The sequence below is a fragment of the Faecalicatena fissicatena genome (assembly GCF_016900595.1).
Lineage (GTDB): Bacteria > Bacillota > Clostridia > Lachnospirales > Lachnospiraceae > Claveliimonas > Claveliimonas intestinigallinarum.
On record NZ_JACLYY010000004.1, the window covers coordinates 13,247 to 27,369 of the forward strand.

Annotated in this window: 13 protein-coding genes; 12 read left to right on the forward strand and 1 reads right to left on the reverse strand. The window is 54.8% G+C overall.

Going from position 1 to position 14,123, the window contains the following annotated elements:
* Positions 1 to 84 precede the first annotated feature (84 nt).
* The 8 genes from mtaB (at position 85) to H7U36_RS05120 (ending at position 6,647) form a co-directional block, all read left to right on the forward strand.
* Positions 85 to 1,413, forward strand: coding sequence for a tRNA (N(6)-L-threonylcarbamoyladenosine(37)-C(2))-methylthiotransferase MtaB (gene mtaB / locus H7U36_RS05085; RefSeq protein ID WP_138304097.1), 1,329 nt, complete (start codon positions 85 to 87; stop codon positions 1,411 to 1,413).
* A gap of 57 nt (positions 1,414 to 1,470) precedes the next feature.
* Positions 1,471 to 1,734, forward strand: coding sequence for an IreB family regulatory phosphoprotein (locus tag H7U36_RS05090; RefSeq protein ID WP_033125870.1), 264 nt, complete (start codon positions 1,471 to 1,473; stop codon positions 1,732 to 1,734).
* Between the two features lie 6 nt (positions 1,735 to 1,740).
* Positions 1,741 to 2,190 (forward strand): Holliday junction resolvase RuvX, encoded by a 450-nt coding sequence (ruvX, locus tag H7U36_RS05095; RefSeq protein WP_138304095.1) that lies wholly within the window; start codon positions 1,741 to 1,743, stop codon positions 2,188 to 2,190.
* Positions 2,191 to 2,243: 53 nt separating this feature from the next.
* A complete protein-coding gene (locus H7U36_RS05100) occupies positions 2,244 to 2,501 on the forward strand; it encodes a DUF1292 domain-containing protein (protein WP_033125868.1) in 258 nt (85 codons plus the stop codon).
* A gap of 6 nt (positions 2,502 to 2,507) precedes the next feature.
* Entirely contained in the window at positions 2,508 to 2,969 is a 462-nt protein-coding gene (locus tag H7U36_RS05105; protein ID WP_033125867.1) for a Fur family transcriptional regulator, read from the forward strand.
* A 29-nt stretch (positions 2,970 to 2,998) separates the two neighbouring features.
* Positions 2,999 to 4,672: a ribonuclease J gene (locus tag H7U36_RS05110; protein WP_033125866.1), complete on the forward strand. Its 1,674-nt coding sequence runs from the start codon at positions 2,999 to 3,001 to the stop codon at positions 4,670 to 4,672.
* 98 nt (positions 4,673 to 4,770) lie between these two features.
* On the forward strand, positions 4,771 to 5,424 hold the full coding sequence (locus H7U36_RS05115; RefSeq protein WP_033125865.1) for an O-methyltransferase: 654 nt from the start codon (positions 4,771 to 4,773) through the stop codon (positions 5,422 to 5,424).
* Complete coding sequence (locus tag H7U36_RS05120; RefSeq protein WP_033125864.1) at positions 5,421 to 6,647, forward strand: peptidase U32 family protein; 1,227 nt, start codon at positions 5,421 to 5,423, stop codon at positions 6,645 to 6,647. Before H7U36_RS05115 ends, H7U36_RS05120 begins: the two co-directional genes overlap by 4 nt.
* A gap of 27 nt (positions 6,648 to 6,674) precedes the next feature.
* Here the strand turns inward: H7U36_RS05120 and sigK are convergent, their stop codons facing one another.
* Positions 6,675 to 7,292, reverse strand: a complete 618-nt coding sequence (gene sigK / locus H7U36_RS05125) for an RNA polymerase sporulation sigma factor SigK (RefSeq protein WP_033125863.1) — start codon at positions 7,290 to 7,292, stop codon at positions 6,675 to 6,677.
* Positions 7,293 to 7,473: 181 nt separating this feature from the next.
* Here sigK and H7U36_RS05130 point away from each other — a divergent pair, with 181 nt between their 5' ends.
* The 4 genes from H7U36_RS05130 to topA all read left to right on the forward strand — a co-directional run bounded on the left by H7U36_RS05130 (position 7,474) and on the right by topA (position 14,035).
* Positions 7,474 to 8,787 (forward strand): PrsW family glutamic-type intramembrane protease, encoded by a 1,314-nt coding sequence (locus H7U36_RS05130; RefSeq protein ID WP_033125862.1) that lies wholly within the window; start codon positions 7,474 to 7,476, stop codon positions 8,785 to 8,787.
* A gap of 360 nt (positions 8,788 to 9,147) precedes the next feature.
* Positions 9,148 to 10,689, forward strand: a complete 1,542-nt coding sequence (locus H7U36_RS05135) for a YifB family Mg chelatase-like AAA ATPase (RefSeq protein WP_033125861.1) — start codon at positions 9,148 to 9,150, stop codon at positions 10,687 to 10,689.
* An 81-nt stretch (positions 10,690 to 10,770) separates the two neighbouring features.
* On the forward strand, positions 10,771 to 11,886 hold the full coding sequence (dprA, locus tag H7U36_RS05140) for a DNA-processing protein DprA (protein ID WP_033125860.1): 1,116 nt from the start codon (positions 10,771 to 10,773) through the stop codon (positions 11,884 to 11,886).
* Between the two features lie 73 nt (positions 11,887 to 11,959).
* A complete protein-coding gene (gene topA, locus H7U36_RS05145) occupies positions 11,960 to 14,035 on the forward strand; it encodes a type I DNA topoisomerase (protein ID WP_033125859.1) in 2,076 nt (691 codons plus the stop codon).
* Positions 14,036 to 14,123: the final 88 nt, after the last annotated feature.

Here is a 14,123-nt window from a genome sequence, read left to right on the forward strand (position 1 = left end):
CCAAAGAATTGGGATAAATTTCGTTAAAGCATACAACAATTTACACGAGAGCAACAAGAGAGCAGAAGAAAAGAGAGGTTGGAAATGAAAAAGGCAGCACTTCACAATCTGGGATGCAAGGTAAACGCCTACGAGACGGAGGCTATGCAGGAAATACTGGAGCAGAGCGGCTATGAAATCGTGCCCTTTAATGAAAGGGCGGACGTCTACGTCATCAACACGTGCACGGTCACCAACATGGCGGACCGGAAGTCCCGCCAGATGCTCCACCGGGCTAAGAAGCTGAATCCGGACGCTGTGGTGGTGGCGGCGGGCTGCTATGTCCAGGCCAAGGCGGGGGAAGTGGACGACTGCGTGGACATTGTCATCGGGAACAACAAAAAGCATGAGCTGGCCCGGATCCTGGAGGAGTTTTTCCGGGAGAGACAGGCGGCCGGTACAGACGGGGCGGAGGCTGAGAAGACAGGCCCGGGCAGAAAAGACATCATCGACATCAGCCGTACGCCGGAGTACGAGGAGCTGCGCCTGACCCGGACCGGGGAGCACACCCGGGCCTACATCAAGGTGCAGGACGGCTGCAACCAGTTCTGCTCCTACTGTATCATCCCCTACGCCAGGGGACGGGTCCGCAGCAGGCGCATGGAGGACGTGGTGGACCAGGTGCGCACGCTGGCTGACAAGGGCTACAAGGAGGTGGTGCTGACGGGCATCCACTTAAGCTCCTACGGGCTGGATCTGGATCGGGGGGAGGACCTTCTCTCCCTCATCTGCGCTGTCCACGAGGTGGAGGGTATCTGCCGGATCCGCCTGGGCTCCCTGGAGCCCCGGATCATCACGGAGGAATTTGCGCGGACGCTTGCCTCCCTTCCCAAGATCTGCCCCCATTTCCACCTCTCTTTGCAGAGCGGCTGCGACGAGACGCTGCGGCGTATGAACCGGAGGTACACGACTCAGGAGTACTATGAGAAGTGCCAGCTCCTTCGGCAGTATTTTGACCACCCGGCTCTGACCACGGACGTGATCGTGGGCTTCCCCCAGGAGAGCGAGGAGGAGTTTGAACAATCCATGGCCTTTGTGGACAAGGTGGATTTCTACGAAACCCACATTTTCAAGTACTCCCGCCGGGAGGGGACAAAGGCGGCCTCCATGGAGGGACAGGTGCCGGAGCAGGTGAAGAACGCAAGGAGCGCTCAGCTCATTGCCCTGGGAAGACGCAAACAGCAGGCCTATGAGGATCGGCTCATCGGGACGTGCGTGGAGGTCCTGATGGAGGAGGCCGTGGAGAGAGAGGACGGCATTTACCAGGTGGGGCACACGAAGGAGTATGTGAAAGTCGGACAAAAAACGACAGAGAATCTGGCAAATCAGTTGATAAATGTAGAAATTGAGAACCGTTTACAAATAATTCATTGAATTTCAGAATGGAATAGAGTAGAATAAATATGAAGTATTTTTGGAGGACGTGAGTATATGAAAGAATTAACCAACACCCAGTTTTTCCAGGTAGAAAGCGGCCCACAAATTCAGGCAAAAGATATACTTGAAATTGTGTACAAGGCACTGAGCGAGAAAGGCTACAATCCGGTCAACCAGATCGTCGGCTACATCATGTCAGGGGATCCTACTTATATTACAAGCCACAACGGCGCCAGGAGCCTGATCATGAAGGTGGAGAGAGACGAACTGGTAGAAGAGATGCTGAAAGCGTATATCAAGTATCACGGATGGGAATAATTTTGTATGAGAGTGATGGGACTGGACTACGGCTCTAAGACAGTGGGAGTGGCGGTGAGCGACCCCCTTGGTCTTACAGCACAGGGGATTGAGACCATCTGGCGCAAGGATGAGAACAAGCTTAGAAAGACGTGTGCCCGCATCGAGGAGCTGATACGGGAGTATGAGGTCGAGAGCATTGTACTCGGACTGCCGCGCCACATGAACAGCGACGTGGGAGATCGGGCGGAAAAATCTTTGGAATTCGGTGAGATGCTGCGCCGGCGTACCGGCCTTGAGGTCATTATGTGGGACGAGCGTCTGACCACGGTAGAAGCAGAGCGGACTTTAATTGAGAGCAACGTGAGAAGGGAAGACCGCAAGAAATACATTGATAAGATTGCGGCTGTTTTTATATTGCAGGGATATCTGGACTCGAAATACCATGAGGCGGCCATTAGAGAGGACCGTCTTTAAGTACTGTCTTAAGTACTGTCGTTAAACTACTGGATTTTTTGAGGTGTATTGTAATGGAAAAGATCAAATTTCAGTCTGACGGGGCGGAGACGGCGGAGTTTTTTGTCCTGGAGCAGACGACTATCAATGGAACGTCCTACATTCTGGTCACGGACTCGGAGGAGGGAGACGCGGAGTGTCTCATCCTCAAGGACAGATCAGAGGCAGAAGATACAGAAAGCATTTACGAGATCGTAGAAGATGACACAGAGCTTTCCGCTGTGTCGAAGGTGTTCGAAGAGCTGCTTGAGGATATCGAGATAGAAAGGTAATATACTATGTCTATAAGCCAGGAAAAATTCAAAGAGATGCTGAAGGAAAAGGGTCTGAAGGTGACCAATCAGAGGCTTCTTGTTCTGCAGGTGCTTGCGGAGCACGGGGACGAGCATATGACCGCGGAGGATATCTTTGAGCTGGTCAAGGAGGACTACCCGGAGATCGGTCTTGCCACCATTTACCGGACAGTCCAGCTTCTCCTGGACATGCAGCTTGTGGATCGGATCATGCTGGACGACGGATGCGTGCGGTATGAGATCGGTGATTTCCTGGATGAGCAGGAGGGACACCGTCATCATCACCATCACCTGATCTGTACGGAGTGCGGAAGTGTCTCTGCGTTCAGAGACGATCTTCTCGAGGATCTGGAGGCCTACATTGAAAAGAAGACGGGCTTTCAGGTGACTGACCATGAACTGAAATTTTACGGCGTGTGCAGAAAATGCCGTGAAAAAGAAAAATAACGGAAAAATAAACCTATGGAGGTGTAAGCTTGAAAAAAGAAAACAATGGAAAACTGCGCATCATTCCGCTCGGAGGCCTGGAAAAGATCGGAATGAACATTACTGCCTTTGAGTACGGAGACAGTATTATTGTGGTGGATTGCGGTCTGGCCTTCCCGGAGGACGATATGCTGGGAATTGACCTGGTCATCCCGGATATTACCTATCTGAAGGACAATATCCAGAAGGTCAAGGGCTTTGTCATCACCCACGGACATGAGGACCACATCGGAGCCCTCTCCTACGTGCTCAGGGAAATGAATCTTCCTATTTACGCTACAAAGCTGACAATGGGTATCATTGAGAAGAAGCTGACAGAGCATAATCTTTTGAGGAGCACAAGGAGAAAGGTGGTCCGGTTCGGTCAGTCCATCAATCTGGGACAGTTCCGAATCGAGTTTATCAAGACAAACCACAGTATCCAGGACGCCTCAGCCCTTGCCATCTACTCGCCGGCGGGCATTGTGGTGCACACAGGAGACTTTAAGGTGGACTACACACCGGTCTTTGGCGACGCCATCGACCTTCAGAGATTTGGTGAGATCGGGAAAAAGGGCGTGCTGGCCCTCATGTCGGACAGTACCAACGCGGAGCGTCCCGGATTTACCCAGTCCGAGCGGACTGTGGGACGCACATTTGACCACCTCTTCGCCGAGTACAAGAATACAAGGATCATCATTGCCACCTTCGCGTCCAATGTGGACCGTGTGCAGCAGATCATCAATTCTGCCTACAAGTATGACAGGAAGGTGGTTGTGGAGGGCCGGAGCATGGTGAACATCATCTCCACGGCCCAGGAGCTGGGTTACCTGAACGTGCCGGACAAGACCCTTATCGAGATCGACCAGCTGAAGAACTATCCGCCGGAGAAGACGGTGCTCATCACCACAGGTAGCCAGGGAGAGTCCATGGCGGCCCTGTCCAGAATGGCGGCGGACATCCACAAGAAAGTGACCATTATGCCGGGAGACACGGTTATTTTTAGCTCCAATCCCATTCCGGGAAATGAGAAATCCGTCTCCAAGGTCATCAACGAGCTCTCCGAGAAGGGGGCCAACGTGATCTTCCAGGATGCCCACGTATCCGGACATGCCTGTCAGGAGGAGCTGAAGCTGATCTACTCCCTTGTGAAACCAAAGTACGCCATCCCCATCCACGGCGAGTTCCGCCACAGGAAGGCTAACGCGGGCCTGGCACTGTCCCTTGGAATCCCCAAGGAGAACGTCTTTATGCTGCAGTCCGGCGACGTGCTGGAGCTTGATAGCAAGGAGGCCAAGGTGGTGGACAAGGTCCACACCGGCGAAGTGCTGGTAGACGGACTTGGCGTTGGCGATGTGGGAAATATCGTTCTTCGCGACCGCCAGCACCTGGCGGAGGACGGTATCCTCATCGTGGTCATGACCCTGGAGAAGAGAACCAACCGTCTCCTGGCCGGCCCGGATATCGTATCCCGCGGCTTTGTCTATGTGCGCGAGTCAGAAGGGCTGATGGAGGACGCCAGAAAAGTCCTCGTGGACGCGGTAGATAACTGTCTCCATCGCCAGAGAGGCGCAGACTGGAGCAAGATCAAGCTGGTTGTCCGCGACACGATGAACGAGTTCATCTGGAAGAGAACAAAGAGAAGACCCATGATTTTACCGATAATTATGGATGTAGACAGATAATTTAAAAAAGTGTAAAGAGGGACGTAATACTTTTTAAAAGTATTACGTCCCAAATTAACGTAACTGGTGTGTAATTGTGTATAAACTGGTGTGTAAATATGTTTATTGATGAGAGAATTACGACATTTATCCATTCCCTGGAGACGCCGGAAAGCCCGCTTTTGGAGGAGATCGAGGATAAGGCGCTGGCGGACCGGGTGCCAATCATCCGCAAGGAGACCCAGAGCTTTCTGAAGGTGCTGCTGCAGATCGAAAGGCCTGGCAGCATACTGGAGCTTGGCACGGCGGTGGGCTTCTCCGCTCTTCTGATGAGCGCCTACGCCCCGGAGGGGTGCCGGATCACTACCATAGAGAACTATGAGAAGAGGATCCCCATTGCCAGAGAGAATTTCCGCCGGGCCGGAAAAGAAAAGGACATCACCCTCCTGGAGGGGGATGCCCTGGAGGTAATGCGGGGGCTGGAGGGGCCCTTTGACCTCATCTTCATGGACGCGGCCAAGGCACAGTACATCCACTATCTGCCGGAGGCGCTGCGGCTTCTGGAGGAGGGCGGCGTCCTTGTGACGGACAATGTGCTCCAGGACGGGGACATCATGGAGTCCCGCTTTGCGGTGGAGAGGCGCAACCGGACCATCCACAAGAGAATGAGGGAGTACCTCTACCAGCTGAAGCACGATGAACGGCTCCTGACCAGTATCCTCCCCCTGGGGGACGGGCTGGCAGTCAGCGTAAAGAAAGGAAAGACACTATGAACAGATATCCTGAACTGCTCATCCCGGCCAGCAGCCTGGAAGTGCTGAAGACAGCTGTGATCTTCGGCGCGGACGCAGTGTATATAGGCGGCGAGGCCTTCGGCCTCCGGGCCAAGGCGAAAAATTTCTCCCGGGAGGACATGGCGGAGGGGATCCGCTTTGCCCACGACCACGGCGTGCGGGTCCATGTGACGGCCAATATCCTGGCCCACAACGGTGATCTCCCCGGCGTGCGGAAATATTTTGAGGAGCTGCGGGAAATGCAGCCGGACGCCCTCATCATCGCCGATCCGGCGGTCTTTGAGATCGCGAAAGAGGTGTGCCCGGAAATCGAGCGGCACATCAGCACCCAGGCCAACAACACCAATTACGGGACCTTTAATTTCTGGTGGAAGCAGGGAGCCAAAAGAGTTGTCACAGCCCGGGAACTCTCCCTGAAGGAGATAAAGGAAATCCGCCGGAACATACCGGAGGAGATGGAGATTGAGAGCTTTATCCACGGGGCCATGTGCATTTCCTACTCAGGCAGATGCCTTCTGAGCAGCTATTTTACCGGAAGGGACGCCAACAGGGGAGCCTGCACCCACCCCTGCCGCTGGAAATACTCCATCGTGGAGGAGACAAGGCCCGGGGAGTATATGCCTGTCTATGAAAATGAGAGAGGCACATTTATCTTTAACTCCAAGGATCTGTGCATGATCGAGCATATACCGGAGCTCATCGACGCGGGCATCGACAGCTTCAAGATCGAGGGAAGGATGAAGACAGCCCTCTACGTGGCCACAGTGGCCCGGACCTACCGGAAGGCCATAGACGATTATCTGGAGGATCCGGCTCTCTACGAGAAAAATATGCCCTGGTATCTGGACCAGATTTCAAACTGCACCTACCGGCAGTTCACCACCGGATTTTACTTTGGAAAGCCGGATGAGAGCGCCCAGATCTACGACAACAATACCTACGCAAAGGACTACACTTATCTGGGCATCATCGGCGGGGAGAAGGACGGGCTCTACCAGATCGAGCAGAGAAATAAGTTTTCCGTGGGTGAGCAGATCGAGATTATGAAGCCGGACGGGAGAAATGTGGAGGTGACTGTCCACCGCATCGTGAATGAGGACGGACAGGAGCAGGAGAGCGCGCCCCACGCAAAGCAGACCATCTATGTGGACCTGGGGGCGGAGGCGGATCTTTGCGACATTCTGAGAAGAAAAGAAGAGTAAAGAAAATAGACAGAGGAAGCTGCGGGTTTAAAAATAGTCCCGCAGCTTTTCTATTGCGCTCTTCTCGATCCTGGAGACATAAGAACGGGAGATCCCAAGCTTCTTGGCAATCTCCCGCTGTGTGAATTCATCTCCGTTATAGAGACCGTACCGCATTTTCAGAACAAGCCGTTCCCGGGGAGAGAGAACGGTTTCTATCCTGGAATAGAGGAGCCGGATATCGTCGCCAAGGGCGACCTTTTCATGCGCGTCAGCTGTGTCCGACTCGATGATGTCAAAGAGCTGGATCTCGTTGCCCTCCCGGTCTGTGCCGATGGGCTCGTAGAGGGACACGTCCCGGGCAGACTTCTTCCGGGTGCGCAGGTACATGAGGATTTCGTTTTCAATACACCTTGCGGCGTAGGTTCCAAGCCGTACAGCCTTGTCAGGGTTAAAGGTCACAACTCCCTTGATCAGACCGATGGTTCCGATGGAGAGAAGGTCCTCTGTCTCCTCGTCCATGGACTGATATTTTCGGACAATATGCGCCACAAGGCGCATGTTCCGCTCGATCAGAATGTGCTTCGCTTCCTGGTCACCTTCCGTATATTTCTGCAGATAATACTGCTCCTCGGCCGCTGTCAGTGGTTGTGGAAAGGATTTCAAATGAAGCACCTCTCTGGCGTGGTTAATTACAGTCTATGTCAAAATGAGGAGTTTTGTGCTTTTCCAAAAGGAAGAAGAAATTATTGTTGGACTGCAGCGCCGGGGGAGACTATAATGGTAGAGAGAATGAAAGAGACAAAGATGAAACCTGTGACAGCCAAAAGATAGCGGAGGGATGAGAATGAGCAGGATATGTCCGAAATGCGGAAAGGAAATGAGTGACACAGCAAAATTTTGCAACCAGTGCGGGTACAGATTTGAAGAGAGACAGCTCTTCTGCCTCTGGTGCGGGGCAAAGGTGGAGAGCGGCGACAGGTTCTGCCCTGAGTGCGGCAGAAGCCTGAGCCAGGGCGGGCCCCGGCAGAGCACAGCGCAGCAGAACACAGGCCAGCAAAATAAAGGCCAGCAAAATACAGGCCAGCAGAGCGCGAGCCAGCAGAACGCAGGCCAGGCCGGCGGATTTACGAAGGATGAGTTTATATCCATGTCCAAGAGCGGGATGGGAAAATTCGTGGACGCCATCAACGACATGACAGGCCAGGAGGGAAAGACGGACATCCGCCTGCGGGAGCTGGTGAGCGAGGTGTTCAGGCACCACACAGTAGAGGAGCGGGAGGAGCTCTTCATCAGCGGGACAAAAAAGACTACTCCGGCGCCGGAGAATATGACGGCGGACTGGCCCCATCCATGGCTCTTCGCCAGGATCTTCCTCATGTTCCTGGTGGTGTTCATCGGGCTTCTTGTGATGATATTGGAATTTACCAACACCAATGCCATCCCCGGCGCTATGTTTATAGGGGCCCTCATCGTCCCCTTCTCCCTGGTGATCTTCTTCTGGGAGACCAATATCCCGAGGAACATCAGCATTTTTGACGTGGTGAGCATTTTCTTTATAGGCGGGGTTATGTCTTTGATCTTTACGCTTATACTGTACGGCTACATCTATGTAGGGGAGCTGAACTACACCGGTGCCATCCTGGTGGGGATCGTGGAGGAAATCGGCAAGATCGTTGTGGCAGGACACTACGTGAAGAAGCGGAATACCTCCTACATTCTGAACGGACTGCTCCTGGGGGCCTGCGTGGGCGCCGGCTTTGCGGTGTTTGAGACCGCCGGCTACGCCTTTTCCTCCCTGATGTACGGAGGCGTCCAGGGCATGATTGACGTGCTGGTCCTGCGGGGAGCTCTAGCTGTAGGCGGACATACGCTGTGGGCGGCTATCTCCACGGCGGGCCTTGTCATTGCCAAGGGGGAGAGGCCCTTTGACAGGAAAATGTATCTGGATCCGAAATTCCTGAAATTCCTGCTCCTTGTGATCGTGCTCCACGCTGTCTGGGACATGCCCATCACGCTGGGACGCTCTGTCCACCTTGTGCAGTGGGTGCTCTGCGCTGTGGCGGTGATTATTGTCCTTGTGCTGCTCAGCTCCGGCCTGCGGCAGGTGTCCGCGGTGTCAGAGAGAGCCAGACGGCAGAAGAGAAATGTAAATATGTGACAGAGGGGAAGCAAACGGTAAATAGGACAACGGATAAAAGGAGCAACAGGGCCTGCTGTTATAGTGGCCCTGTTGTTTTGTGTTCGGAGAAATGTCAGTGCCAAGAAAAACATAACAATATCAGAGAAAATATCGACATTCGAGAAAAATATCTATATCTGAGGAAATACCGGTTGACAAGTTAACGTAACGGGTGTATCATGAAAACATTCTAAAAACAATCGATCTATATTCAGGAGATTTCATTTATGTATTCCAGGGCAGTTCGCCCGGAGGATTTCAGAAGGAAGCAGACAAAAGAGCAAAAGCGCGATAGGAGCGCAGTGTCAGTGCGTTCTGAGCGGTAAAGGAGGAATGCCTATGAGTCTTGGCATGGTATATTCCGCGGCCCTTCACGGCATGGAGGTGAAATTCATCCGCGTGGAGGCGGATCTGAGCAACGGCCTGCCCATGTTCCACATGGTGGGCTATCTGTCCTCAGAGGTGAAGGAGGCGGGGGAGCGGGTGCGCACGGCTATCCGCAACAGCGGTCTGGAGGTTCCGGTCAAAAAGACGGTGATCAACCTGTCGCCAGGCAGCGTGCGAAAGAGAGGGGCCTCCTTTGACCTGCCCATTGCCCTGTCCATCCTGGCATCCCAGGGACTCATCGGGCAGGAGGCGCTGGAGCAGGTGCTGGCGGTGGGTGAGCTGGGACTGGACGGCAGCATCCGGGACGTGCCAGGTGTGCTGCCCATTGTGTGGGAGGCAAGGAAGCAGGGATACAGGCTGTGTATTGTGCCGGCAGGCAACGAGGCGGAGGCGGCCCTCTTGGAGGGGATCCCTGTTCTGGCAGCAGGCAGCCTTGCCCATCTTCTGGATCTGCTGTCAGGAAAAGAGCTGCCCCAGCCCAGGTCTGTGAACTCTCAAAAGGCCGACAGCGTGGAGCCAGCCTTCGAGGGCGATTTCCAGGAGGTGAAAGGGCAGGGAGCCGTGAAGCGTGCGGCGGAGATTGCCGTGGCGGGAGGCCACAATTTCCTTATGATCGGCCCACCAGGAAGCGGAAAGTCCATGATCGCCAGGAGAATTCCCACCATCCTGCCGCCGCTTGCGATGGAGGAGGCTTTGGAGATCACAAAGATCTACAGTGTCCAGGGAATGCTGGAGAAGGAGACGCCCCTCATTCGGCGGCGGCCCTTCCGGGAAGTGCACCACACGGCCACAAAGGCGGCCCTAATCGGAGGAGGGCTAATCCCGGCCCCGGGGGAGATTTCCCTGGCCCACAAGGGTGTCCTTTTCCTGGACGAGCTGACGGAGTTTCCACGGTCTGTCCTGGAGGTGCTGCGCCAGCCCCTGGAGGAGAAGAAAATCCGCCTGACAAGGAAGCAGGGCGTCTACGAGTTCCCGGCAGATTTCATGCTGGCGGCAGCCATGAACCCCTGCCCCTGCGGCTACTATCCGGACCTGGACAGGTGCACCTGCACCCCTGCCGGTATCAGCCAGTATCTGGGAAAGGTCAGCCAGCCCTTCCTTGGCCGCATCGACATCTGCATGGACACCCCTGCTGTGGATTACAGAAGCCTGCAGAGCAGCGGGCAGGAGGAGACATCGGAGAAGATACGGGAGCGGGTCTGTATGGCAAGAGAGAGACAGCTCGGGCGGTACAGAGGGGAGAAGGGAAAGACGAACGCCTCCCTCCCGGCCAGGCTGATACCCAAATACTGCTCCCTGGGAACAAAGGAGGAGAGGATCATGGAGAGCGCCTTTGAGCAGATGGGGCTGACTGCCAGGACCTGCCACAAGGTGCTGAAGGTGGCCAGGACCATCGCGGACCTTGACGGAAAAGAGAAGATTCAGACCAGTCATCTGGCGGAGGCCATCGGCTACCGTCTGCCGGACGCGAAATATTGGGGAAATCTGCGCTGACAGCGCCCGGGATCAGGCCAGAGAAATAAGACATAGTAGGACAGAGAGTGACAGAGAGTGTGAAAAGAGGAGGGGATGGGGATGAAGTACGAGTACTGGCTTGCCTGTGTCCGCCCGCTGGCGGGAGGGAAAAAGGAGAAGCTGAGAAGCCGCGCGGGCAGCGGGGAGGCGGTATATTATATAGAAGAGAAAAGGCTGCAGGAGATGGAATTTCTGACAGAAAAGGACAGGCAGGTGATCCTGAGCTTCCAGAAAAAGAAAGACCTGTCGACAGAATACGGCAGGCTTCTGGAAAAAGAAATCCGGCTTGTGCCCTGCCATGATCCGGCCTACCCCAGGCGGCTGAGAGAGTGCGCCGGGCACCCCTACGCCCTGTTTGTGAAGGGCCGCCTGCCTGCCGATGACAGACTCTCGGTGGCCATTGTGGGCGCCAGGCAGTGCAGCGCCTACGGGGAGAGACAGGCCCTTGCGTTTGCGGAGTATCTGGCGGGCCGGGGCGTCCAGGTCATCAGCGGTATGGCCAGGGGCGTCGACGGGGCGGCGGGAAGAGGAGCCATAAATGGGGGAGGAGACACATATGCTGTACTGGGATCCGGAGTGGATGTGTGCTACCCTGCTCAGAACAGGGGACTCTACGGCGATATTCTGAAAAAGGGCGGCATCCTGTCGGAGCAGCTTCCGGGAGCAGCCCCAAGGAGAGAGAACTTCCCCGCCAGGAACAGGATCATCAGCGGTCTGGCAGACGCGGTTCTTGTGCTGGAGGCAAGGGAGCGCAGCGGCTCCCTCATCACAGCGGACATGGCGCTGGAGCAGGGGAGGGACGTGTACGCCCTTCCAGGGCCCGTGGACAGTCCCCTGAGCCGGGGCTGCAACCAGCTGATCAGGCAGGGGGCAGGACTCCTTATCGGGCCGGAGGAACTGCTGGAGGAGCTGGTCAGTGAGCCCGCCTTGGCGGCTCTTCTGCCGGGCCGTATGAGGGGAAAAGGAGAATGTGAAAAATCAGACAAAAATAAAAAAGTGCTTGAAAGTGCCGAAAATATAGTGTATAGTTGCCTTGGTCTGTATCCCAGGGATATCAGCTCGCTGCTGGAGGAGACAGCTCTTGCGCCGGCGGTCCTCATGGAGACGCTGGTAGCTCTCCAGATCAAGGGATACGTAAAGGAAATTTCAAAAGGCTATTACATCCGCGCCGAATGACCGGACGGGGAAAGCAGATGGAAAATCGGGCGGGGGGAATGGCACCAGGAAGTATTGGAGGAAGAAAGTTAAAATGGCTCATTATCTTGTAATCGTGGAGTCTCCGGCAAAGGTGAAGACGATCAAAAAATTCCTTGGAAGCAACTACACAGTCATGGCTTCCAACGGACATGTGAGGGACCTGCCCAAAAGCCAGCTCGGAATTGACGTGGAGCATGACTTTGAGCCCAAATATATCACCATACGCGGAAAGGGAGAGATCCTCGCGGCCCTCAGGAAGGAAGTCAAGAAGGCTGACAAGGTCTATCTGGCAACCGACCCGGACCGGGAGGGGGAGGCTATTTCCTGGCATCTGTGCAAGGCTCTGAAGCTGGAGGACAAGAAGACCTACCGCATCAGCTTTAACGAGATCACAAAGAACGCGGTAAAGGCGTCCATCAAGAACGCCAGGGAGATCGACATGGATCTGGTGGACGCCCAGCAGGCCCGCCGCGCCCTGGACAGGATCGTGGGGTACGAGATCAGCCCTCTTCTGTGGGCCAAGGTCAAGAGAGGCCTTAGCGCCGGCCGCGTGCAGTCCGTGGCACTGCGCATCATCGCGGACAGGGAGGATGAGATCAATGCGTTCATACCGGAGGAGTACTGGACGCTGGATGCCATCCTGAACGTAAAGGGGGAGAAAAAGCCCCTCCGGGCCAAATTCTACGGCACGGAAAAAGAAAAAATGACCATCCACTCCAGGGAGGAGCTTGATAAGATCCTGAAGGATCTGGAGGGGGCCGACTATAGTGTGGAGGAAGTGAAGAAGGGGGAGCGCTTCAAGAAGGCTCCCGTGCCCTTCACCACCAGTACCATGCAGCAGGAGGCGTCCAAGGTTCTGAACTTTGCCACCCAGAAGACCATGCGGATCGCTCAGCAGCTCTACGAGGGAATTGACATTAAGGGCAACGGAACAGTGGGTCTGATCACTTACCTGCGTACAGACTCCACCCGCGTGTCCGAGGAGGCGGAGAGCAGTGTCCGGGACTTTATCGGAAAGAGCTACGGGGAGCAGTTTGTGGCCACCGGAACGGCAAAGCAGGCTGACAACAGGAAGATCCAGGACGCCCACGAGGCTATCCGTCCCACAGATGTGACCAGAACCCCCGCGGCCATGAAGGATTCCCTCACAAGAGATCAGTTCCGCCTGTATCAGCTTATCTGGAAACGGTTCGTGGCAAGCCGCATGCAGCCCGCCAAATACGAGACTACCTCCGTGAAGATCGATGCCGGAGATTACCGGTTTACCGTGGCTGCCTCCAAGATTGTATTTGAGGGCTTCCGCACGGTGTACACTGAGTCCGACGAGGAGAAGGAGGAGTCCAACGTACTGCTGAAGGGACTGGATGAAAATTCTGTCCTCACGAAGAAGGAGTTTGACACAAAACAGCATTTCACACAGCCTCCGGCACACTACACAGAGGCGGCCCTTGTAAAGACGCTGGAGGAGCTGGGCATCGGGCGGCCAAGTACCTACGCCCCCACCATCTCCACCATCATTGCCAGAAGGTACGTGGCAAAGGAGAACAAGAACCTGTATCTGACAGAGCTGGGGGAAGTGGTGAACAACATTATGAAGCAGTCCTTCCCGGCCATTGTGGATGTGAACTTTACCGCCAACATGGAGGGGCTCCTGGATAAGGTGGCAGAGGGAAAAGTGGAGTGGAAGTCAGTGATCGAAAACTTCTACCCTGACCTTGACCAGGCGGTGAAGACAGCGGAGAAGGAGCTGGAGACCGTGAAGATCGAGGACGAGGTCACAGACGTGATCTGCGAGGAGTGCGGCCGCAACATGGTCATCAAGTACGGCCCCCACGGCAAGTTCCTGGCCTGTCCCGGCTTCCCGGAGTGCCGCAACACAAAGCCCTATCTGGAGAAGATCGGCGTCAAGTGTCCCAAGTGCGGCAAGGACATTGTGATTCGCAAGACGAAGAAGGGAAGAAGGTACTACGGATGCGAGGACAATCCGGAGTGCGATTTCATGTCCTGGCAGAAGCCCTCTGAGAAGAAGTGCCCGAAATGCGGCGGCTACATGGTGGAAAAAGGCAGCAAGCTTGTCTGCATGAACGCAGAATGTGGGTATAATGAAAACAATAGAGAAAATTCATAGAAATTATTTATAAAAAATGCGCAAAAATTAACAGAAGATTGTTGATATTTCCAGAATTGTATGATAATATATTCAACAAAGGATGGAG